Origin of the sequence: Candidatus Nitrosopumilus sp. (assembly GCF_965223225.1) — an archaeon.
GTDB lineage: Archaea > Thermoproteota > Nitrososphaeria > Nitrososphaerales > Nitrosopumilaceae > Nitrosopumilus.
In genome coordinates this window covers 139,211-160,707 of sequence record NZ_CBDCVU010000004.1, presented here as the reverse complement: position 1 = coordinate 160,707, position 21,497 = coordinate 139,211, and the positions used below count along the sequence as shown (strand labels likewise).

Annotated in this window: 23 protein-coding genes and 2 tRNA genes; 5 read left to right on the top strand and 20 right to left on the bottom strand. The window is 36.6% G+C overall.

Annotation, left to right across the window (positions count from 1 at the left end):
* Window positions 1–6: 6 nt before the first annotated feature.
* Genes ACOQN3_RS01220 through ACOQN3_RS01175 form a run of 10 tightly spaced genes read right to left on the bottom strand, consistent with a single transcriptional unit; the run spans window position 7 to window position 8,863 of the window.
* Window positions 7–2,085, bottom strand: a complete 2,079-nt coding sequence (locus ACOQN3_RS01220) for an NADH-quinone oxidoreductase subunit L (RefSeq protein ID WP_420544674.1) — start codon at window positions 2,083–2,085, stop codon at window positions 7–9.
* A 2-nt stretch (window positions 2,086–2,087) separates the two neighbouring features.
* Window positions 2,088–3,641: a complex I subunit 4 family protein gene (locus tag ACOQN3_RS01215; RefSeq protein WP_420544673.1), complete on the bottom strand. Its 1,554-nt coding sequence runs from the start codon at window positions 3,639–3,641 to the stop codon at window positions 2,088–2,090.
* Window positions 3,641–3,946, bottom strand: a complete 306-nt coding sequence (gene nuoK, locus ACOQN3_RS01210) for an NADH-quinone oxidoreductase subunit NuoK (protein WP_420544672.1) — start codon at window positions 3,944–3,946, stop codon at window positions 3,641–3,643. Before nuoK ends, ACOQN3_RS01215 begins: the two co-directional genes overlap by 1 nt.
* A complete protein-coding gene (locus tag ACOQN3_RS01205) occupies window positions 3,927–4,439 on the bottom strand; it encodes an NADH-quinone oxidoreductase subunit J (RefSeq protein ID WP_420544671.1) in 513 nt (170 codons plus the stop codon). Before ACOQN3_RS01205 ends, nuoK begins: the two co-directional genes overlap by 20 nt.
* Complete coding sequence (locus ACOQN3_RS01200) at window positions 4,432–4,929, bottom strand: 4Fe-4S binding protein (protein ID WP_420544670.1); 498 nt, start codon at window positions 4,927–4,929, stop codon at window positions 4,432–4,434. The genes ACOQN3_RS01205 and ACOQN3_RS01200 overlap by 8 nt, the downstream gene beginning before the upstream one ends.
* Complete coding sequence (gene nuoH / locus ACOQN3_RS01195; protein WP_420544669.1) at window positions 4,929–6,227, bottom strand: NADH-quinone oxidoreductase subunit NuoH; 1,299 nt, start codon at window positions 6,225–6,227, stop codon at window positions 4,929–4,931. The genes ACOQN3_RS01200 and nuoH overlap by 1 nt, the downstream gene beginning before the upstream one ends.
* Complete coding sequence (locus tag ACOQN3_RS01190; protein ID WP_420544668.1) at window positions 6,227–7,360, bottom strand: NADH-quinone oxidoreductase subunit D; 1,134 nt, start codon at window positions 7,358–7,360, stop codon at window positions 6,227–6,229. The genes nuoH and ACOQN3_RS01190 overlap by 1 nt, the downstream gene beginning before the upstream one ends.
* A 2-nt stretch (window positions 7,361–7,362) precedes the next feature.
* A complete protein-coding gene (locus ACOQN3_RS01185) occupies window positions 7,363–7,965 on the bottom strand; it encodes an NADH-quinone oxidoreductase subunit C (protein WP_420544667.1) in 603 nt (200 codons plus the stop codon).
* Window positions 7,965–8,489: an NADH-quinone oxidoreductase subunit B gene (locus ACOQN3_RS01180; protein WP_420544666.1), complete on the bottom strand. Its 525-nt coding sequence runs from the start codon at window positions 8,487–8,489 to the stop codon at window positions 7,965–7,967. The genes ACOQN3_RS01185 and ACOQN3_RS01180 overlap by 1 nt, the downstream gene beginning before the upstream one ends.
* Before the next feature lie 41 nt (window positions 8,490–8,530).
* On the bottom strand, window positions 8,531–8,863 hold the full coding sequence (locus ACOQN3_RS01175) for an NADH-quinone oxidoreductase subunit A (RefSeq protein WP_420546576.1): 333 nt from the start codon (window positions 8,861–8,863) through the stop codon (window positions 8,531–8,533).
* Window positions 8,864–9,017: 154 nt separating this feature from the next.
* Here ACOQN3_RS01175 and ACOQN3_RS01170 point away from each other — a divergent pair, with 154 nt between their 5' ends.
* Window positions 9,018–9,482, top strand: coding sequence for a redoxin domain-containing protein (locus tag ACOQN3_RS01170; protein ID WP_420544665.1), 465 nt, complete (start codon window positions 9,018–9,020; stop codon window positions 9,480–9,482).
* A 16-nt stretch (window positions 9,483–9,498) separates the two neighbouring features.
* On the opposite strand, the gene ACOQN3_RS01165 is transcribed toward ACOQN3_RS01170, so the two are convergent.
* The 6 genes from ACOQN3_RS01165 to ACOQN3_RS01140 form a co-directional block, all read right to left on the bottom strand.
* Window positions 9,499–10,011, bottom strand: coding sequence for an acetyl-CoA carboxylase biotin carboxyl carrier protein subunit (locus tag ACOQN3_RS01165; protein ID WP_420544664.1), 513 nt, complete (start codon window positions 10,009–10,011; stop codon window positions 9,499–9,501).
* 6 nt (window positions 10,012–10,017) lie between these two features.
* The gene (locus tag ACOQN3_RS01160; protein ID WP_420544663.1) at window positions 10,018–11,502 is read right to left on the bottom strand and encodes an acetyl-CoA carboxylase biotin carboxylase subunit; all 1,485 of its coding nucleotides are present in this window, start codon (window positions 11,500–11,502) and stop codon (window positions 10,018–10,020) included.
* Between the two features lie 5 nt (window positions 11,503–11,507).
* Complete coding sequence (locus tag ACOQN3_RS01155; protein WP_420544662.1) at window positions 11,508–13,055, bottom strand: acyl-CoA carboxylase subunit beta; 1,548 nt, start codon at window positions 13,053–13,055, stop codon at window positions 11,508–11,510.
* 104 nt (window positions 13,056–13,159) lie between these two features.
* Window positions 13,160–13,471, bottom strand: a complete 312-nt coding sequence (locus ACOQN3_RS01150) for a hypothetical protein (RefSeq protein WP_420544661.1) — start codon at window positions 13,469–13,471, stop codon at window positions 13,160–13,162.
* Window positions 13,468–14,625, bottom strand: coding sequence for an AAA family ATPase (locus tag ACOQN3_RS01145; RefSeq protein WP_420544660.1), 1,158 nt, complete (start codon window positions 14,623–14,625; stop codon window positions 13,468–13,470). The genes ACOQN3_RS01150 and ACOQN3_RS01145 overlap by 4 nt, the downstream gene beginning before the upstream one ends.
* 8 nt (window positions 14,626–14,633) lie before the next feature.
* Complete coding sequence (locus ACOQN3_RS01140) at window positions 14,634–15,749, bottom strand: hypothetical protein (RefSeq protein WP_420544659.1); 1,116 nt, start codon at window positions 15,747–15,749, stop codon at window positions 14,634–14,636.
* 79 nt (window positions 15,750–15,828) lie between these two features.
* Between ACOQN3_RS01140 and ACOQN3_RS01135 the strand changes: the two genes are divergently transcribed.
* The 3 genes from ACOQN3_RS01135 (at window position 15,829) to ACOQN3_RS01125 (ending at window position 17,831) form a co-directional block, all read left to right on the top strand.
* Entirely contained in the window at window positions 15,829–16,629 is an 801-nt protein-coding gene (locus ACOQN3_RS01135) for an inositol monophosphatase family protein (RefSeq protein ID WP_420544658.1), read from the top strand.
* Window positions 16,630–16,723: 94 nt separating this feature from the next.
* Window positions 16,724–17,566, top strand: a complete 843-nt coding sequence (locus ACOQN3_RS01130) for an FAD-binding oxidoreductase (protein ID WP_420544657.1) — start codon at window positions 16,724–16,726, stop codon at window positions 17,564–17,566.
* Window positions 17,567–17,663: 97 nt separating this feature from the next.
* Window positions 17,664–17,831, top strand: coding sequence for a DUF1059 domain-containing protein (locus ACOQN3_RS01125; protein ID WP_420544656.1), 168 nt, complete (start codon window positions 17,664–17,666; stop codon window positions 17,829–17,831).
* 4 nt (window positions 17,832–17,835) lie between these two features.
* On the opposite strand, the gene ACOQN3_RS01120 is transcribed toward ACOQN3_RS01125, so the two are convergent.
* The 3 genes from ACOQN3_RS01120 to ACOQN3_RS01110 all read right to left on the bottom strand — a co-directional run bounded on the left by ACOQN3_RS01120 (window position 17,836) and on the right by ACOQN3_RS01110 (window position 19,829).
* Window positions 17,836–18,912, bottom strand: coding sequence for a glutamyl-tRNA reductase (locus ACOQN3_RS01120; protein WP_420544655.1), 1,077 nt, complete (start codon window positions 18,910–18,912; stop codon window positions 17,836–17,838).
* 12 nt (window positions 18,913–18,924) lie between these two features.
* A complete protein-coding gene (locus ACOQN3_RS01115; protein WP_420544654.1) occupies window positions 18,925–19,623 on the bottom strand; it encodes a hypothetical protein in 699 nt (232 codons plus the stop codon).
* A gap of 128 nt (window positions 19,624–19,751) precedes the next feature.
* Window positions 19,752–19,829, bottom strand: a tRNA-Asp gene (locus tag ACOQN3_RS01110).
* A 95-nt stretch (window positions 19,830–19,924) separates the two neighbouring features.
* Here ACOQN3_RS01110 and ACOQN3_RS01105 point away from each other — a divergent pair.
* Window positions 19,925–19,998, top strand: a tRNA-Lys gene (locus tag ACOQN3_RS01105).
* Here the strand turns inward: ACOQN3_RS01105 and argH are convergent.
* Complete coding sequence (argH, locus tag ACOQN3_RS01100) at window positions 19,999–21,474, bottom strand: argininosuccinate lyase (protein ID WP_420544653.1); 1,476 nt, start codon at window positions 21,472–21,474, stop codon at window positions 19,999–20,001.
* Window positions 21,475–21,497 lie beyond the last annotated feature (23 nt).

The following is a 21,497-nucleotide window of genomic DNA, read 5'->3' as shown; positions in this document are numbered from 1 at the left end:
TCTCTCCTACATCAACAATATCAGAATCACGAAAAGTAATCCTGCTCCAAATACGAACAAGTATGATTGTGAGACACCAGTTTGGGTTCCTTGAATGACTCGGGCACTCCAGCCAACTGCTTTCTCGAATCCATCATTCATACCGTAATCAATAGCTGTCTTTTCAAAGTATCTGAACACACCTCTTGCAAGCCATAATGGTGCAACAACAAAACACCAATAGACCAATGCGTTGAGATACCATCTGTTTAAGATGACTTTGTGAATTGCATAGAAGAAAATGTTAGAGTTAACAAACTTGACTGGATCAACCCATCTGCCTATGTAGAATACATAACCCAGTCCGATTCCAATTGCAAATGCCGCCAATGATGAACCAAGTGCAACTGGATTAAGTCCTTGTAAGAATTCAGGTAAGATTGAATCCTCAACAGCCACATGGTCAGCATGAATTCCAAATGAATGATCCAAGTATTCAGCAAATAGGTGATGCAATCCTTCTTCGGCAGAAAGTCCTATCAAACCAATACCGATGGTCAAGACAGCAAGAATTCCGTATGGAACCCACATTGATAATGATGCTTCATGTATATGATGTCCTTCTTCTTCCATTTTTTCAATATGTTTGCTCTTCTTTCCAAAGAAGACCATACCAATCATTCTTGTGGTATAAAATGCAGTGATAACTGCAGTTAAGACAGCAATAGCATAAAGAGGCATGGCCCATTCATTTCCAGATTCATAGACGGCTGCAAATATTGCATCCTTACTCCAAAAGCCGGTTGTGATAAATGGAGCACCCATTAAACCTAAACCTGCAGCCCACATGAAGGCATAAGTCTTCTTCATGTATTTTCTCAAACCACCCATATCAGTCATAAATCGAGATCCTACAATATGCAACAATGAACCTGCTGCCATGAATAATGAAGCCTTGAACATAGCGTGAGAAATTAAGTGGAAAAATCCTGCAGTATAACCATCAACGTATTGATGAGATAATCCTGCAACACCCAAAGCCATCATCATATAACCAATTTGAGATCCAGTAGAGTAGGCCAACACTTTCTTAATTTCAGGATTAACCATACCTTGAGTAGCCAAAAGTAATGCAGTAATTGCTCCAACCCAAGCTACAATTTCAAAGAACTGATCTGCAAGAATTCCTGCAGCACCCAAAGCAAATACAATTGGGCCTATCCTTGCAACTAGGAATACACCGGCTTTTACCATTGTTGCTGCATGGATTAAGGCAGATACTGCGGTAGGACCAGTCATCGCCTCCAACAACCATTCATTTAGAGGAAATTGTGCAGATTTACCTATTGCTCCACCAAAGAGTAAAACAAATGCAGGGACCAGTAATCCCTGAGCAGACATTGCAGTTGCCCACTCTGTGTCACCCATCAATTCTTTAAATCCAAAAGTGCCTGCAAACAAGAATATCAATAGCATTCCAGCAATCATCATCACATCACCTACCTTGGTCATGATGAAAGCCTTCATACCAGCATGAGTAGGAGCATAATAATCTAGCAATCCAAGGACAGTACGTCCTTCAGTACCAACATGATCTTTCTTCTTATCACGATACCAAAAGCTGATCAATGCATAAGATGCAAGTCCTACCCCTTCCCATCCAAAGAATACTTGAAGTAAGTTGTCAGAAAGAACAATCAATTGCATTGAACCAATAAAGAACATCATCCAGAACCAGAATCTGGTAATGTCTTTATCGCCTTTCATGTATCCAGTACTGTAAATCATAATTAGGAAGGAAATCCATCCAACAACATTTGCCATTATAATAGACAGAGGATCTGCCAAAACTCCTCCCTTGAGTCCGATTGCTTCAATCCACATAATTTGATCATGTATTTCGTAAGCTTCTAATGCCATTGGAATCATTGATGCAGCTGATAATGCACTCATCAATGCAAATCCAACTGCCACAAAACCAGTTGCATTCTTTGACACTTTACCAATACCTGGCATGATAAGTGCAGCAATGAATGGAAGAATCCATACTAACCAGGCACTTTCAGCACCTGCTTCAAATAACAATGTAGCAGACTCAGTAGCCATATCTAGACCCCCAACACTCCGTTCATGTAAGGAATAATAGTTTGCAAGAAGATATCAGGATAAATTCCAACAACTATACTAAATCCAGCCAACAACATCATTGGGGCGGTCATGTACCAGCTGCCTTCTGTTACTTTCTCCAAGTGTTCAGGAGTTTTTCCAAAGAAGACACGTTTTAGCATCCAAAGCATGTAAGACATAGTAAGTGCAGTGGCAACAAGTCCTAATCCGAAGATTACTGCTCTTAGTGTTGACCCTTCTTCGATAGCAGTCTCTAGTGCACCATAAAATAGAATCCATTCGCCCATAAATCCACTAGTTGGAGGTACGCCCATAATTGTTAATGCTCCAATAACTGCACAAACAGCAGTTATTGGCATTTTTCCAGCAAGACCTCCAAGTTTGGAAATACTTCTGGTACCAACTTTGACAATAATTATTCCGGCCATCATGAAGAGAATGCCTTTTCCAATTGCGTGAGTAACATACATCATTTCTGCTCCAGCAAGACCCAGAACAGAGAGTGAGCCAATTCCAAACAAAAGATAGCCCATTTGGCTAATACTTGAATATGCAAGAAGTCGTTTTATGTCATCTTGCATTAATGCCATAGCACCACCATAAATCATTGTAACAAGACCCCACATGTGGAACCAAATGGAAAGGTCAGCAAATGTAGCGGGCAGGAATTCCACTATTAATCTAAAGATACCGTAAGCACCAATTCCAATCATTGCAGGGGACAGTAGAGCACTAATTGGAGTAGGTGCAGAACCGTGGACATATGGAAGCCATACATGGAACATAAAGACAGCTAGTTTAACACCTAGCCCTATGGCTATTGCAACTGCAGAAGCCAGTACAACGTCTTGTGGAATTTCAGATTCCTTGATGTCTACAAAATCAAAGCTTCCTATGGAGAGTCCTATCATTAAGAATCCCAACAACAAAACAACCGCGCCAGCATGAGTCCAAAAGAGGAACATCAAGCCAATCTTTCTTCGAGGACCATCACCCCACAAGGCAACCAAAAAGAAACCAGGAATTAACATAACCTCAAAGAATATGTAAAATTCAATCAAGTTAGTAGCAAGTACAGTACCAAGCATTCCCATTGCAAATACCAAATAAAGTGCAAAGTAAAGACCAGATTTTGCATTTACATAATTAGAAAGAGAAGAAGACTCGACTACAGAAGATTGTCCACTTGAGGAAGAGTTGATTTTTTGTTCTTCCTCATATTGTTCGTGGAATTTGTGAATCATGTATGGCTTAGAATACAATGCCAAGATTGTAGACAGAACATAGATCATTATTGCAAATGGAGATGCGAGACCATCCATCAAGAAACCAAATTCGCCAAACAGATCTGTCCAAGGATAACGCTCTTCTACAGTTCCTGAAAGAGCGGCATTAATTACAAGAATGGTAGTATACAAAAGTACAGCAAAAGTAAACCACATGGCCGGAGTAGGACCTACTTTTCTTCCCAAAATGTATGCTATAGGAGACAAAAGTAGTGGCAAGAAAACTGCCTGTAATAATGCATATTCCATCAGCCTTTCAAACTCCTGAAATCTGCGATATCAACATTCTTGTACATACGATATGCAACGATAATCAATGATAATCCTACACCAACTTCAGCTGCTGCAATTGCAATAGAGAATAAAGCCATGGTTTGACCCCCACTGGCTGGTAAAAATCTACCAAATGCAACCAAGTGGAGATTTGCCGCGTTGATAATTATTTCAACTGCAAATAGCATTCTAATGAAGTTTCGTTTAACTGCTAATCCGTAAATGCCTATACCTAACAAGGCAACAGAAACAAGTGAAAAATCAACTAGTTCGTTGGTCATTCTCCACATCCTCTCTCTTTGCTAAAACCAATGCACCAGTCACAGAACCTGCTAAAATAAGACCCATCAAAATCAATGCAGGCCAATAATAAGTTACAAAGTCAATTCCGATATCACGAAAATCGATTGGAGGTTCATCGGTAGTAATTGTTTTGATTCCAGAATCCAAGAACACAGAACCTAGAGCAACCATAGTTACAAGCATCAATCCAATGCCAGCAAATTTTCGTCTTTTATCTTCAACTTTCTTAAAGATAAGTTCTCTTTTGACAAGCATAACGGTAAACAGAATCAAAACTGCAATTGAACCAACATAAACTGCTAACTGGAACAAAGCAACAAATGGAGAATCCAACAAGAAGAAGAAACCAGCTATTCCTCCAAGAGTTCCCATCAAAGCAATAGAGCCATAAATCAAAGAACGTAACTCCAAGGCAGCAATTGCAGATCCTATTGTAATAACAGTCAAAGCTAAGAATACAGCATCAGCCATGAGTTGCACCTCTATCTGTAATTTGGATTTCGCTATCTTGTTCAACATAAGGTTTCACTGCTAATTGTGCAGGAGTATAGATCAGTCCTTCCTTGGAGAAGGAAGAAAGTTCGTAATCATTGGTCATGTATAACGCATAGAATGGACATGCATCAACACACAGACCACAGAATACACATTTGCCATAATCGATTTGAGGCATGATTGACTTTTTATTTTGAGTCTGTTTATCTGGTACCTTAACCATGGCAATAGCCTCAGCCACACCTTCACATGCTATTGAACATAATTGACAACCAGTACAATGGTCATGGAAAAGCATATGTCTTCCTTTTAGTCCAGCAATTCCGACACCAGTAGAAGGATCAAATTGATATCCATCACCTACAAATTTTAGTTTCTCTTCTGGATAACGGAGGGTAAATCTCTTAATTGCTATGTGCTTGATTCCTGAATTTAATGCACGAATAATACCTGTTGCAGTTCCCATTATTGTAGTCCTCCCGGTCCTAGCACTCCAGCGTAAAGCAAGCCTAGTGCAATAAAGATGTTAACGAATGACAAACCAATCAGTTTGGTCCAACCCAGACTAAGCAACATGTCAATTCTGATTCTTGGGAAGACGCCTCTGGGCAGCAGAATAAAGAAAATGACTCCAACTGTCTTGATGACAAACCAGAAAGTACCATTTAACATTGCTTGATCAAAAAGAGGCAACCCAGGGAAAGGTCCGACCTTAACAGGGCCCATTTGAACTCCAACAAGAAGTTCTTCTGGGAAAGGTGGTACAACCATTGGTCCATGCCAACCACCAAGGAATAATACAACAAACAAAGCTGCAAAAGCGTATAATTTTAGATACGTTCCAAGTTGGACTAATCCATACATCATTCCAGAAAATTCAGTAAGCCATCCAGCTACAATTTCACTTTCGGCTTCTGGTAGATCAAATGGAATTCGTTCCAATTCTGCAAGCATAGTTATGAAAAATATAATTGCACCAACTGGCAAGAAAACTATCCAAGGGAAATTAGACTGACTCGCAGCTATTTCAGATAAATTAAGCGTTCCAGTAACAATTACAACTCCTAAAAGTGAGAGAATCAATGGAATTTCAAATGATACCATTTGGAACAAAGCTCGAATACCACCTATGAATGGGAATTTACTATTTGCAGACCAAGCAGAGAGAATTGTGATTATTGGGAAAAATCCAATTACAGCAAATACACCAATTAATCCAACATCCACGTCTGCAACCACCCATCCAGGAGCAACAGGAATTAATGCAACAAAAGCAGCTGCAGTTGCGACAAACAACACAGGCGCAGCCCAGAAAATAGGCTTGTCTGCCTTAGCAGGGATGATAATCTCCTTAGAAATAAGTTTTAGACCATCACCCATTAATTGTAAAATACCTTCAATTTTCCCACAATAGAAAGGACCTACTCTTAATTGTAATTTTGCTAGCATTTTCCTTTCAATGAAAATAGTACCTGCAGCTATTAATGCAGCAAAACCAAATCCAGGGAATGCCATTACTCTAAACATATCAGTTGCCATAAACGCATGAACAATTGGAAGTGTACGAGATGGATCTGCAAGCCAAGTCAAAGCTAAGAATGGTGTTAATAATTCGCCATCTATTACGGGCATTTCAATAAAGAATAATACAACTTGAATAGCTGGAATGCCTATAAGAGAAAGTATTACAACAACCCAGAACACATTATCAAGTAAAGACTTGATAAATTCACTTAGTTTGAATCTTGGTGCAATAACAGACATTATCTATCTGCCTCCACTGGCCAATAATTAAGACTCCAATAAACAGAAGGCATGTTACCCAGTTTTTCACCCTTAAGCAAATATGGTAAGGCTATCAGATTTCTAAATGAACCAACACTCATTTTAAGTCGATAAGGTTCAGGTTTACCATCAGATACAATATAACATCCTAAAGATCCTCTTCCTGATTCCACTCTTTTATACACCGAACCAATTGCTCCTTTTGGATTGGGTTTTAACTTTACACGAACAGAACCAGACTTTGGCATTTTTTGCAAAGCCTCTCTAATTATTTTACAGCTTTCCATCATATCAAGCCATGGAACACGAGAGCGAGCATACGAATCTCCTTCTTTCATAACATGAGTTTGAAAATCTAATTCATCGTAAACATCGTATGGTTCTTTTTTCCGTAAATCATAATCCACACCACTAGCTCTTAGAACGGATCCTGTTGTTCCAAGTCTAATTGCATCTTGTCTTGATAATATGCCAGTATCTTTAGTTCTTGAAATAAGTATAGGATTATCATAGAACACTGCTGCATATTCTTTGATACGTTTTTCAAAATAGTTTACTTGACGTAAACATACATCTTCAAAGTTTGGTGGTAAATCATTTCTGACTCCACCTGGAACAAAATGTGCATGTGTAACTCTTGCTCCAGTCATTTTTTCCATCAGATCAATTAAGAGTTCACGATCTCCGGCAGGCCACATAAACATTGTAGAGTGTCCTAAGAAAATACCATAAATTGCAAGCCAATACATGGTATAGATACATCTGTTTAATTCTGAAGCAATGACTCGAACATATTTAGCACGTTCTGGAACTTCGATTCCAAGTAATTCTTCAACTCCTAGAACATAAGGATAAAGAACATTACAAGAGTCATGAATCACAGGTCGTTCTAAGTGAGGAATATTTAGGATATAGTTTCGATACTCAGCCATTTTCTCTTCTCCCCTATGAACATAACCAGGATCTGGATCACATGCAACTATGTAATCACCATCAATTTGCACTACAATTCTCATATGACCAGAACCAGGATGTTGTGGTCCGACATTGAGAGTCATAATTCTCTCATCAACTTTTTGGAGTGCCAATCCAGGTGGTAGTTCTGCAGACATTATTATCTTCCCTTTATTGCAAAGTCCTTTCGTAATGGAGGTAAATCAGCCCAATCTTCAGGCAGTAAAAGTCGTCGATTATCAGGATGCCCATCAAAATACACACCAAACATTTCAAAAACCTCTCTTTCATGAAATTCTACACTGTAAAATATATCTCTAAGACTAGGAAGTTTAGTGGCATCATTTCCGGGGATTGGATCTTCTTCACGTTGTGCTCTGGTTGACAGTACAAGAATCTGTCTTGCTAACGAGGGATCAGTGTAAGATCCAATATGATAAACAACCTCAATTTCTTTGTCTTGAGGATGGTCTACACCAGAAACAGATTCGACATGATCATAATTTAGACCATCACGCACAAATTCAGCCACATCATGAATATTTTCCTTATCAGTATCAATTTGTATTCGATCCTCCTTTACAAAAGCAACCTTGACTTTGTCGCCAAATTTTTCAACAATTTTATCAGAAATACTTTTCTCAAATGCAGGTATTTCAGCGGGTTTTTCTTCTTTTTTTGCAGCAGGTTTTGCAGCAGGTGAAGGAGTAGACTTTTCTTCAGATTTTGTATCTGCAACAGGTTTATCAGAATCAGAACTCATTATACAAACTTCCTAGCCTTCATTCTCTTAATTTTTTCTTGTAATAGCATACATCCTTGAATGAGAGTTTCTGGTCTAGGTGGACAACCTGGAACATAAACATCAACTGGAATCACTCCATCAATTCCAGGAAGTACATTGTAAGAATCAAAATACAGTCCACCGGTAATTGCACAAGCGCCCATTGCAATAACATATTTTGGTTCTGGCATTTGATCATAAACTAATCTTAAACGAGGTGCCATTTTTCGTGTGATGGTTCCTTGTACAACAACTAAGTCACACTGTCTCAACGATCCAAAAGCTTCAATGATTCCAAAACGTTCAACATCAAATCTAGGACTTGATGCAGCACCAAACTCCACACTACAACATGCAGTTTCAATATGAACAGGCCAAAGAGACCATATCCTACCCCAATTGATGGCATATCCAAGAGGTTTATCAATTGCCTTCTCTAGAATATCACCTAGTTTACCTACGAAGACATTTGCATTTTCTGGAGTCACAAGATCTTTTAGCAATTTTTATCCCCTATCCCCATAATGATAGTTTGTATAAAAAACTACCATATGTTACGTCTCCCTGATTGATACAAAGCAAAAGCCATTGCGCCAAACATGATGGCAAGAAATCCAATCATTGGTAATGTCGCACTCTTTGGTAATTCCAAAAGAGCACTTCCCCAAGCATAAAGGAAAATTGCCATTACGTCAAAAATAACGAACATCAGAATATACGGATAATACTGCATCATGAAATGAGTTCGTCCTTCTCCCGATGGAACTTGTCCACATTCCATAGGCAAGAATTTAACAGGATTACTTCGTTTACGAGGAGAAATCATTCTAGAAATTATCAAAGCAGGTGCCATTGCTACAACTGCAAAACCAAACATCAATACAACGGTACTATAATTGCCCGCTAATTCCCCGACCAATTTAGCTTTTGACCCTAATTTTTGTATAAAAAGGTATGCTTCCCTTTTTCGATCAAATTTTACAAAAAATTAATTTTGTAAAGTACTTAAAAGGTGAAGGGTTAACCCGATCATGGCACTAGAGATCGGAGACACAGCACCCAACTTTGAGATTCCAGATACAGATTTGAAAATGCGTAGTTTAGAAGAATTCAAAGGGAAAAAAACTGTTCTATCATTTATTGTGGCTGCAAGTTCTCCTGTATGTGAAGTTGAATTATGTACATTCAGAGATTCATGGCAAGAGATAGCAGATCTTGGGGCTCAAGTAGTAGCAATTAGCAATGATGGACCATTTGCCAATAAAGCATTTGCAGAAAAACATAACTTCAAGTTCCCATTACTGGCAGATTACAACAGCAAAACAATAAAAGATTATGATATTTTGATGAAGGATTTACTCCATATCAAAGATTACAATGCAGCAAAACGTTCTGTTTTTGTCATAATGGAAGATGGAAAAATAGGATACAAATGGATATCAGAAGATCCATTGAAAGAACCAAACTACGAAGAAATTAAAAATTTCCTAAAATAGGAAAAAATTTCTTTTTTTATTCTAAGTCAGTAATAACGTCGCCTTTAGCAACTGTCATGCCTTCTTTGATTTTGAGATTTTTAACAGCGCCATCTTTGTGAGCCTTTACTGCTACTTGCATCTTCATTGACTCTAAAGTACAAACAACATCACCTTTCTTAATTGAATCACCTTCGGCAACTGCGATAGATACAACTTTTCCAGGGATCTGACTTTTGAGTGCTAGTTGAGCTCCGCCTGCACCGCTGCCTCCAGAGTTTTTGAAAACAACTTTGTCAAAGTGGGTATTCATGTTAAGTGTAAGGGGGACGTTGTCAATTACAAGATTCATTTCATTAGTCAAGGCTTCAAGATATTTTGCTTTATGATATTGGTTGTCTAGTATGAATTCTATTCCTTTTGAATCCATACTAAGTATTCTTAGTTGATGTTCTTTGTCATTAATTTTAATTAGATAGTCATTGTTCCCTAAGTTTTCAACAATTCTTCCATCAAATGATTTTTCCACGTCTTGTATTTTATAATTCATCAATCATCAATCCAATTTATTTTTCCAGTTTGAACTATTTGAGCTGTTTTGAACGAGACTCTTAAAGTATTCAGAGTGAATAATTCCTGCTGCTAGTGCTGCATCACTCTTTTCTTCTTTTTCTTTCTTCAAGTCTGCGGATAATCTATCAATCATATCATAACGTTTCAAAAAGTCAGTAGAGAGTTCGCCATTTTTGTATTCGTCAGAATTTAGAATTGTTTTGTAAAGAGGAATTGATGTCTCAACACCTTGTACATACATATCATTTAATGCAGTAAGCATTCTTGTTCTGGATTCCTCAAAGGTTGGTCCCCAAGTACAAAGTTTTGCCATTAATGAATCATAAAATGGTGATACAGTACATCCAGGATAAAGATAAGTGTCGCATCTAACGTTTGGTCCTGCAGGAATTGTCACATCTGGGACTGGTCCGGTTGATGGTGCAAAGTCCAAGAATGTATCTTCAGCATTTATTCTACATTCAATAGCATAACCATTCATCTTCAAATCTTTTTGTTTGAATGGGAGTGGTTCGCCGTTTGCAATATCAATCTGCAGTTTGACAAAGTCCAATCCAGAAACCATTTCACTAATTGGGTGTTCTACTTGCAGTCTAGCATTAATCTCAATAAAATAGAATTCTCCATTGTCTGCTCTTAAGAATTCAGCAGTACCAAGGTTGGTATAATTCACAGCTTCTGCAGCTTTTACAACTAGTTCTCCAATTTCTTCTCTTTTTGCTTCATCTACCACTGGAGATGGAGTTTGTTCAATTAATTTTTGATTTCTTCTTTGAATAGAGCATTCTCTCTCAAACAGATGTACTGCATTACCATGATGATCTCTACACATTTGGTATTCAATGTGTCTTGTTTTTTCTAGGAATTTTTCAACAATGATTGCAGACTTTCCAACAGCAGCAATAGATTCAGACGTTACTGTTTCAAAACCTTCACGAAGTTCTTTATCATTAGTAACTAATCTAATTCCACGACCTCCACCACCATAAACTGATTTCAAAAGGACGGGATAACCAATTTCATTTGCAATTTTTTCTGCTTCGTCAGCTGTATCTACTAATCCAGGACTGCCAGGAACTGTTGGAACTTCAGCTTTAAGCATTGCAGCTTTACATTCCATTTTATCACCACATAGATTCATAGAATCTGCGGAAGGACCAATGAAATTGATTTTATTTTTTTCACATAGTCTAGCAAAATCATCATTTTCTGAGAGGAAACCATAACCAGGATGTACAGCATCTGCACCAGAAGATAACATTACGTCAAGAATTTTTTCTTGATTAAGATATGATTTGGCAGGAGCTGCCTCTCCAATGTGATAAGATTCATCGGCTTTTTTCACATGTAAAGAATTGTAGTCCTCATCGGAATATACTGCAACAGTCTTAATTCCTAATGCATTACATGTTCTAATTACTCTGAGCGCTATTTCCCCTCTGTTTGCGATAACTACTTTCTCAATCATTTTAATCACAGGTTGATATTTCCATGTTTTCTAGGAAGTTGTTTCTCTCGTTTATTTGCAAGCATTTTAAGTGCTTTTATTAACATAGGTCGGGTCTCAGATGGATTAATTACATTATCAACAGTACCATGAGATGCTGCAACGTAAGGATTTTCAAATTTTTCTGTAAACTCGTCAATTAATTGCTTCTTGACAGATTCAGGATCACTAGCTGATGCCAACTCTTTTCTGTTCATAATTTTTACAGCTGCCTCTCCACCCAACACTGCACAACGAGCAGTTGGCCAAGCATAATTAATGTCAGTTCTAAGATTTTTGCTTCCCATTGCAATGTAAGCGCCACCATATGCTTTTCCAATAACTAAAGTAATTCTGGGAACGGTAGCTTCACAATATGCATAAAGCAATTTACTTCCATGCCTAATGATACCGTTGTGTTCCTGGTTAGAACCTGGCATGTATCCTGGAGTATCTACAAGAGTGATAAGTGGTATGTTAAATGCATCACAAAATCTAATGAAACGTGCGGCCTTGTTTGAGGAGTCAATATCAAGTGCACCTGCAAGATGCATTGGATTGTTAGCAACAATCCCAACCACTTGTCCATCCATTCTAGCATAACCAACAACAATATTTGGTGCAAACAACTCATGAATTTCAAAGAATTCGTTGTTGTCTACAATTGAATTTATGATATCCTTCATATCATATGGTTGAAGAGGATTTTCTGGAAGAACATTGATGAGATTGTTATCTAATCTATTTGGATCATCATCATTAGCAATTTTTGGGGGTTCTTCTGAATTATTTTGTGGAATAAATGAAATTAATTTTTTAATATAATCCATGCATTCGTATTCATTTTGTGCTACAAAATGTGCAACTCCGCTTTTTGAACCATGGGTCATTGCTCCACCCAAATCATCAAAGGAAATCTCTTCACCTAAAACAGTCTTTACTACATCAGGTCCTGTAACAAACATACTACCTGCTTTCTCAACCATTATAACAAAATCAGTCATAGCTGGAGAATATACTGAACCTCCTGCGGAAGGACCAATACTTGCAGTAATCTGAGGAATAACCCCAGAGGCCAATTGATTGTGATAAAATATGTCTGCAAATCCATCAAGACTCATTATACCTTCCTGAATTCTGGCACCACCAGAATCCATAATTCCAATAATAGGACAGCCTGTTCTTACTGCATGATCCATTAATTTGGTAATTTTTTTAGCACCCATTTGGCTCAATGTACCTCCAAGAACTGTGAAATCATAGGCAAAAACAAAAATTTGTCTGCCGTTAACTGTTCCATAACCACCAACTACACCATCAGTATAGAACTTCTTTTTTTGCATATCATACTCATGATAATGATGAGTAGCTAATGGGTCGATTTCTGTAAAACTTCCTTCATCTAATAAAAGATTAATTCTCTCTCTAGCAGTTAATTTGCCCTTGTCATGCTGTGCTTGAATTCGATCTTGCCCTCCTCCTTGTTGAGATTCATTATTTCGTTTTGAGTATTCTTCAATCTTTTCTGAATGCATGACCTACTATATCCCTTAAAGTATTCCTATATTAATTTAGTTTGGTGTTCTTCACACCATAGGAATTTATCAAAAAAATCAATAAAGCTAAAAAAATTACAAGCCTATGAGTTTAAAATTGAGAATTTTTTGTTTGTAGATTTCTTGTACTTGGTTAATGCAGAAGTATCATCAGAACATTGTTTGCACAAACAAAACGAGGACACGTTAGGTATGTCACAACTTTCTTGAAATTCACATTGGGAGCATCCTGCAGATTTGCCACAAACCATACATTGCAACTCGGTTATCTCGGCACATTTCTCGTGTTTTACTCCCAAGTCCTTTGCCCATAATCCAATTTCATTTACATTGATCTTTTCTTTGCATATGATACAAGTACCTGGAAACTTCATCGGAATTTTTCTCCAGCTCATTTTGTCAATTCAATCTCCTTTTCCAATATATCCCCAAACATCTCTTCAATTTCCAGATCCAAAGTTTTCTTATCCAAACAAAACAAAATACATGGTAAACAAAAAGTAATAACTGCACTAGAAGAAAAATGTAATTTTTTTGCCAAGATTGACGATAGTGATTTTAGTTTTGCACCATCCCAACGTATACGATTCAGTAATGGCCATGATATATTGTATTTAGAATATCTAATTCGATCATCACTGCGATACAGTTGAAGTAGAATTTCATTAAGATATCTTAAGAGTCGCCAATTTTGAGTTTTCAAGATCTTTCCGTAGAGGACATCAGCGTTTGAAATTATTTCCAAATATTTTGCTAGAGAAGAATTATCAATAGAACTTGTAATAATGCTAGAATAAAATGCATCTATCTTTTCTCTAGGATCAATTTGCATAGAATACAAAATTCCTCTAGCTTCTTCAATGGATTTAGCTTTGAAGAATGCATTAACACCATCTTCTATATTGATTTTTTCAAAAGAAGCTTCAGTTTGGGGATTAAAACCACTCACTAAAGATTGTGCCAAATTTATCATGGAGCGAATATCTCCACGAGATTGATCAATTACTTTAATCATAGAACCAGGGCTAAGTTTTGAGTTTTCTTTTTTGAGAATATTTTCAAGATAAATTCGCAGAAGTCTCAAAGGTATTTTTTTGAAGTAAACTGTTTTAACTGTTTTTTTGATATTTTTCATTTTATCTTGTGAGTCATCATTTGCTGCAAGAATTATCGGGACGGTTGGTTCTTTTAGAATATCAACAAGTGCAGCTGCACCACCATAATCACTTCGACCATGAATTCCATCAACTTCATCCACAAAAATCATAGGAGTTCCCAAAATGCTGACATTACTCAAGACAGGTGCAAGAATCTCATTTATCCTTGATTTACTACGTACGTCACTTGCATTAAGCCCAATCATATCGTATCCAAATTGTTTGGATAAAAGAAAAGCTATTGTCGTTTTTCCAGTTCCAGGGGGGCCAACAAGAAGAAGTGGTTTAGTACCTTTTTTCCATTTTGCCATCCATTCCATTACTAAAGATCTAGATTCTTCATTACCTATCATATCAGAGATTATCTGAGGTCGATGTTTTTCTGACCACATCAAATCAATCACTTTGGAAGTTGAGATTCAAATTCAGACCATTTGTTGGCTTTTTCTAGTTGATTATACCAATATTGATTGTAATGTTCAACGGTCAAAAATAAAAATTCTAAAAATTCTTTGTGAGAAAAATTTTCAGGCAGTAATTCAATTGCAAGTCTAGCATCTTTCAAATACAAATTGCTTTTCTCCAAAGTAATTTCAAATCCCTTCTTTACATCATTTGCCAACAGAGAATAATACAATGGCCAAGAAGGAATTTTTACAAATCCATTTTTGATAGAGTCTTCAATTTCATTACCACAGCCCACACCTTCAGCTGCTCTTGCCATACCCAAATAGAAAATTTCACCCAATGGATTTTCTGCCAGAGCCATATTTCTTCCTGCAGTCCCCATAACTGCCCTGTATTTTTTGTAAGATAGTGTCATTTCTTCTTCGGTAATGCTAGTGGGTTTTGACTTTAGTTTCTCATCAAGATATTGACCTATCCTAGCATCTTTGAATCCTTCTTCAAATTCATGAAGTACTTTGTCACCACCTTTAGAAATTTTATCTCGTGCGAGTTTTAGGATATATGGATTCATGAGCTTATAATCATCCAGATAATCTAGATCTTCATCTTTATCGACTATTCGATCCATGGGTTCACTTAGATCAATTGCAAGAATATGTCCCTCAACCATATCTTGTCTAAGTTGTGGGTCATTTTTTCCATAGTATTCAGATGCTCCATCAAATAAAGCGTTAAACACAGGAAAAGTCATTTTAACAAAATTAGAATTAAGAATTCTCAGAACTCTATCTTTCAATACCTCGGGATTTTCTAATTTTGTTTTGATTGGGTCAATCTCAGAAGAATTTAGGATTATTTCAGTGGAACCAACTTCATTGCCAAAAGATTGTTGTGTAGAATTGGGATTGGTATCAGACTTTATTTCATTGAGAAGTCCCTGAGCAAATCGTTCTGCAAAATTTGGAAATTCAGTTTCAGTTTCTTCCTTGTACTTGTTGAATAACTTGAAGCCTTTGGATTTAAACAAGCCTTGTTTTAGAATTTGTTTTCCAGGTTTAGTACTCATCAATGCTTCTTTGCTAACAACAGACTGATCTTTACCACTCACAAACTGTACCTTGTTTATTGTTATTTATGCTTTCAAAATTATTTACTTCACTTAAATTACGAGGATGAAAATATTTCATGTGGAAGTTATTGAGATCCTTCGCGAAGTATCAAATAGAATCTATGAAAACGTAAAAGATCTTGCAGGAACAGAACATGCTGCAGGTGACTTTGGCGTGGGGGCTGGAGGAGACATATCTCGCAATATAGATATCACTGCAGAAAGAACTGTTTTAGATTATCTAAAAGAAATTAACTTTGAATGCGTTGTACTTGGTGAAGAATGTGGCAGAGTAGAATTATCAAAAAATCCCAAAGGTTATGTCATAATGGATGCCATAGATGGTTCTGCAAATGCTGTACGTGGAGTTCCGTTTTTTTGTAGTTCACTTGCTTTTGCAACTGAAAATAAACTTAGTTCAATCACAGATGGAGTGATTACAAACTTGGCAAATGGGGAGATGTATTGGGCTTCAAAAAATAAGGGCTCATTTCTTGACAATCAGCAAATACAGGTAAATGATGCAGAACCAATTTACAAGATAGTTGGCATAAACACATCTGGCGCAACAACAGAATTAATGAAGCAACTACATCCCATTTTTGAAAATCACAACCACACTAGACACTTTGGAGCCAATGCATTAGAAATGGCATTATTTGCAAGAGGTCTAATGGATATTTTTATTGATTTGAGAGGAAAAATAAGAATACAAGATATTGCTGCGGGATACTTGATCGTAAAAGAAGCAGGCGGATTACTATTAGATGCAGATCTAAATCCACTTGATGCAGACCTTAGTTATGAGACAAGAGTATCATTTATTGCAGCAGCAAACAAGAAAATTCTGGATGAAATAATGGCTCAGATTAAGAAATAAAATAAATCCAAAATCAAAAAGTAGTAGAAAATACCGAATGTATTAACAGTCATAAGAGAAATATATTTATCCAAAGTCAGGAAAAATTCTTTCGATGGTAACTGAAAACAAGGCAAAAATAACATACATGGAACTACTAAAGGAGGATCTTGTTGTGATACGATTGGTTCCAGAAAATGGAATGCCCGAATACAAAACAGGGCAGTTTTTGACAATTGGCCTACCAATACCATCTGAGAAAAAAATTGTTAGAAGAGCATATTCTATAGCATCACATGCTGAAAACAGAGATTATTTTGAATTCGTAATTAGATGGGTTAGAAAACCATTACCAGGTCGTGTAACCACAGAACTATTTTATGCAAATGTAGGTGATGAAGTATTTTTAGGAGATCCTACTGGCGCGGCTCTTCAGATTAGTGACATATTACCAAATGGACAAAAAGATAACAGACGAGTCATCTGTGTTGGTGGAGGAACAGGACTAGCACCATTTATTGCATTTGCAAAACATTTTCACGATACTAATGACAAAAGAGAGGTAGTTGTTTTGCACGGTGCCAGTTATGTGGATGAATTAAGCTATAAACGATTATTGACAGATTTAGAAATGGAAAGTGAGAAGAGGGGAAGAGATCAATGGAATTTTAGATACAGAGCAGCAATAAGTAGACCAAAAGAATTTTTCAACAGATCTTGGAATGGTCACGTGGGAAGGGTTGAATCATTTTTCAAACCAGATAAAAAAACAGGTCTGTCACCTGTTGAAGAAATGGTTGGAGAAGAGATAACCCCAGAAAACACAATAATTTACATTTGTGGGTATCAAGGAACCATTGACGGGGTAATTGATTATCTAGGTCCCAAAGGATTTGTAACTGAACATGACAAAAAACCAGATGGTAGTTTTGCGATCAAGTACGAATCATATGGATAAAACTGCTGCCATAAGACATCCTATATAATAAAAAACTAATTTATCACTATACGAGACATACCTGTGGATTTTTATAGTGAGGATTTTTCATAAAAGTATGGCAAAACTCAAGTGTATGGATTATGGTTTTGAATGTGATTTTGTTGCAGAAGGGGAAATAGAAAAAGTAATAGAAGATTTTAGGAACCACACAGATGAAGAGCACGGAATTGATTATTCAAAAGAAGCAATAATGCAGTTCTTACTAAGAAAATCCGGATTATAGAAAATTAAGAATCCAATCGCTGCATGGTTGCAGATAGAATTGGAATCTCTTTTGCAATGATTTTTTCAATGGCAGGTACAATGCCAGATCTTGCTTTGGCACTCTCTTCATAAATTTCTGCAACTTGGTCTCTAAACAAAAGTTTGATTCCAGGAAGTGCAGTTATTCCTTCATCGACGGTTCTTGGATCAGAGATATCTAGAATCAAAGTTCCTTTTTTCTTTTCTTCCATGACAAGTCTTATTCTATCAAAAGTAATCAAAAAGTAATCAGAAGTAGTTGCAACAAAAATGATATCGTATTTATCAAATCCTGCCAAAACATCATCAAAATTAACTGGAGTTCCACCTAGCAATGTGGAGAACCCTGTCGCACGTTCGAGTGTTCTGCTAGTGACATCAAATTTGATTTCTTTTTCGTTTAGGGTTTTTGCAATCATGGCAGCAGGTTCACCAGTTCCAACAAGTAATACTTTTTTCTTTGCATCAAGTCCTGCTTTCTCATCAACAAGTTTTACTGCAACATCACCTAAAGAAATAACATCATTAGAAATACCAGTACTATCTCTCATTCTACGAGACAAGCGCATTACGCTTTCAAACAATTTGTTAAGAATTTTTCCAGAAAGGTCTTCTTCTTTGGCTTTAGAAAATGCCTCTTCAATTTCATCATATACTTCTTGTTTACCTACAACTATAGAATCAACACCAGAAGCTAAACGTAAAAGATGAAGATATACATCGTCACCCTTGTAAACTTCCAAGGTTTGATCAAAATGATCAATGTCAATTTGTTCTAGGGAGGACAAAGAAACCCACGTATCCTTAATCTTGTTTAGGACAAGAGTTTTACCTTCTGCTCTTCTTACATCAGGAGAATCTTCAGTTTTAACATTGCTTACAGTAAAAATTTCAACTCTGCTTGCAGTTTGAATTATTACACATTCATCAACACCAGGAATTTTTTTAAATTCTTTGGCAGCTGCAATTACATCTTTGAAAGCAAATTTAGATAAAGCAAAGAGAGGTACATTCTTGAAGGTAACTCGTGCATTCATTACATCAAAACTTACATTATTCATATTTCATCAACCTTAAGATTTTACCTTCTTTCTTCCATCTTTGGCTGTCCTAAAAACATTCATTCCAATAAAATAATTTTCGTGCAATGATTCTAAATAGGTAATTTCATTTTCTGCATCATTAATTTCTTTTTCAGTTGATTCTGGATTATTCTTTAATTTTTCAAGTTTTTCTTTTGCCTCTTCCATAAATGAATCCACTCCCCTTTCATAATTTGAAAGTCCACCGAATTCGGGACTCAGAACATGTTCAGGAACATATTGAGGAGTTTGATCTTGTGGAATCTCTGCCTTCCTAGTAAGAGATTCTTGTTCCTCAGCTGACAGTATTGGCCTTGGAAATCTATCTTTTTTTGCCAAGAAAAATTCAGGTTCTCCCATTTCTCGTCTAAAAATTTCTTCGCCTTGACGTTTGAAGGTATAATCAAGACCTTTTGCATTATCAGCTTTTACTTCATCTGCAATTGCCTTGTATTCTGCTTCAGCTGCTGCTTCTGCTTCGGCTTTGGCTTTGGTTGCTCTTTCAAGTGCTTCCCTGGCTGCAGCTTCTGCCTCTTCAGCTGCTTTTAGTGCAGCCTCTGCTTTGGCTGCTGCCTCACCTGTTTTATCTTCTTTAGGGGCAAAAGTTTCTTCAGGTGCCTTAGTTTCTTCAGATGCTGATTCTGCAGTAGTTTTTGACTCTGCTATAAGGTCTTTCTTTTCCTCAGACATCAAAATTATCTGAAATTCCCTGAATTTTAATATTCGTGTAAGAATAGTGCCGATTTCTAATTTAACACCACAATTTATCATAAAATATTGATTTATGTCTAGATAGATCGTAAAAATAAAAAATTTAGTGGCGCCCTCGGCGGGATTTGAACACGCGTCTCAGCCGTGACAGGGCCGAATTCTAGACCGGGCTATACTACAAGGGCACAAGTAGTTGGAGCAAAATTGCCAGATTAAAAGTTTCTGCCATAACAAAAAATTTTGTAAAAGACTAAATTATACACGAAGGAGATTTTCGTGAGGGTCTATGGCGCAGCCAGGTAGCGCACCGGACTTTTAATCCGGTTGTCAAGGGTCCGAATCCCTTTAGACCCGCTACTTTTTCTTTTTAGTTATAGAATCTATTTGACTTTGTAAGGATGCAAGTGAGGATTGGATATGGTTTTCAAGACTTGTCACATTAGTTCTAAGATCATTAATTTTTTGGACCCTATCCTTGATCATTCTTTTTTGTTCATCGTAACCTGAAGAACCAAAAGACTTTCTCTCTTTTAAAGAGGAGACAACAGTGATATCGGAAATAATTGCAGACAAGACCTTTGGATCAACTTCAGTATCTTTAACAGAATTTTTTATGTCAATCATAGATAATTTAGAAACGGGTTTTTTTGATTGATGAGCATATTGTGTTAATAATCCTGCAATTTTATGAGTTATTCTAAATGGGATTCCTTTTTGAACTAGTTTTTCAGCAACATCAAGTGCCACAAGATTACTAGATTCTGTTACTTTCTTCATTTGTTTTTTATTTATTTTGAGTGTAAGCAAGATTGATTTCATAATAATCAATGCACTGATTGAAATTTTAGAGGTAGACCAAATAGAAGATTTGATTTGCTGTAAATCTCGTCCATATCCAGATGCAAGACCCTTGACGGTTGTCAACATCATAGTCAAATTTCCGATAACTTCTGCAGTTTTTCCTCTTGTTAATTCCAAAATATCAGGATTTTTCTTTTGAGGCATAACACTTGAAGGAGATGTGAACTCATCAGCAAGTTCAATAAAAGAAAATTCAGAGGTAGACCAAATAACAAAATCCTCTGCAATCTTACTCAAGTTAGTCATCAAGATTGAAACAACGGACACATATTCCAAAACAAAATCGCGAGTACTTGTAGCATCAATAGAATTTTCCACAATACTATCAAAACCTAACATGGAAGCTGTACTTTGTCTATCTATTGGGATGCTAGTTCCACCAACAGGTCCTGCACCCAAGGGACTGTGATTTACTCTCTGAAATGTTTCATAAAGTCTTTCAAAATCACGAAGTAGCACATCAGCATGTGCCAAAAAATAGTGAGATAAAAGACCTGCCTGAGCTTGTTGAAGATGTGTGTAAAGAGGCATTATTGTTTTTTGATTATCTTTAGCTACAGAAACCAGTGCTTCAGATGTATCTAAAATACAGTTACATAAAACAAGAATATCATCTCGAATCTTCATTCTTAAATCCAATACAACCTGATCATTTCTTGATCTTGCAGTATGCATTTTGCCACCACTGGCCATACCTGCTTTTTGAATTACCAAGGATTCAATTAATTCATGTATGTCTTCAGTATCAGAGGATTCAATATCACCAAATTCAGATTTCTTCAAATCTTCTAGAGCAGATAATATTTTTGTTACATCTACTTTTGAAATAATTTCATTTTGGTATAACATCAAGGTATGTGCTTGACTGCCAATAATATCGTAGAGTGCTATTTGAGAATCATCTCTGATTGATGAAACATATTCTAAAGTAATACCACTCAAATCAGAGTTCAAACGAGAACGATACATTACCTAGGGTTCTAGAATGGTTA

Coding starts and splice junctions, on each gene's coding strand:
- ACOQN3_RS01115 (WP_420544654.1), bottom strand. CDS start 19,623: ATGTCTGAGGAAAAGAAAGACCTTATAGCAGAGTCAAAAACTACTGCA.
- ACOQN3_RS01200 (WP_420544670.1), bottom strand. CDS start 4,929: ATGGGAACTGCAACAGGTATTATTCGTGCATTAAATTCAGGAATCAAG.
- ACOQN3_RS01215 (WP_420544673.1), bottom strand. CDS start 3,641: ATGGAATATGCATTATTACAGGCAGTTTTCTTGCCACTACTTTTGTCT.
- ACOQN3_RS01175 (WP_420546576.1), bottom strand. CDS start 8,863: ATGTTTGGTTTTGCAGTTGTAGCAATGGCACCTGCTTTGATAATTTCT.
- ACOQN3_RS01165 (WP_420544664.1), bottom strand. CDS start 10,011: ATGAATTATAAAATACAAGACGTGGAAAAATCATTTGATGGAAGAATT.
- ACOQN3_RS01155 (WP_420544662.1), bottom strand. CDS start 13,055: ATGCATTCAGAAAAGATTGAAGAATACTCAAAACGAAATAATGAATCT.
- ACOQN3_RS01185 (WP_420544667.1), bottom strand. CDS start 7,965: ATGAGTTCTGATTCTGATAAACCTGTTGCAGATACAAAATCTGAAGAA.
- ACOQN3_RS01130 (WP_420544657.1), top strand. CDS start 16,724: ATGGTAACTGAAAACAAGGCAAAAATAACATACATGGAACTACTAAAG.
- ACOQN3_RS01125 (WP_420544656.1), top strand. CDS start 17,664: ATGGCAAAACTCAAGTGTATGGATTATGGTTTTGAATGTGATTTTGTT.
- ACOQN3_RS01145 (WP_420544660.1), bottom strand. CDS start 14,625: ATGTGGTCAGAAAAACATCGACCTCAGATAATCTCTGATATGATAGGT.
- nuoK (WP_420544672.1), bottom strand. CDS start 3,946: ATGACCAACGAACTAGTTGATTTTTCACTTGTTTCTGTTGCCTTGTTA.
- argH (WP_420544653.1), bottom strand. CDS start 21,474: ATGTATCGTTCTCGTTTGAACTCTGATTTGAGTGGTATTACTTTAGAA.
- nuoH (WP_420544669.1), bottom strand. CDS start 6,227: ATGTCTGTTATTGCACCAAGATTCAAACTAAGTGAATTTATCAAGTCT.
- ACOQN3_RS01220 (WP_420544674.1), bottom strand. CDS start 2,085: ATGGCTACTGAGTCTGCTACATTGTTATTTGAAGCAGGTGCTGAAAGT.
- ACOQN3_RS01120 (WP_420544655.1), bottom strand. CDS start 18,912: ATGAATAATGTAAGTTTTGATGTAATGAATGCACGAGTTACCTTCAAG.
- ACOQN3_RS01205 (WP_420544671.1), bottom strand. CDS start 4,439: ATGGCTGATGCTGTATTCTTAGCTTTGACTGTTATTACAATAGGATCT.
- ACOQN3_RS01190 (WP_420544668.1), bottom strand. CDS start 7,360: ATGTCTGCAGAACTACCACCTGGATTGGCACTCCAAAAAGTTGATGAG.
- ACOQN3_RS01160 (WP_420544663.1), bottom strand. CDS start 11,502: ATGATTGAGAAAGTAGTTATCGCAAACAGAGGGGAAATAGCGCTCAGA.
- ACOQN3_RS01150 (WP_420544661.1), bottom strand. CDS start 13,471: ATGAGCTGGAGAAAAATTCCGATGAAGTTTCCAGGTACTTGTATCATA.
- ACOQN3_RS01170 (WP_420544665.1), top strand. CDS start 9,018: ATGGCACTAGAGATCGGAGACACAGCACCCAACTTTGAGATTCCAGAT.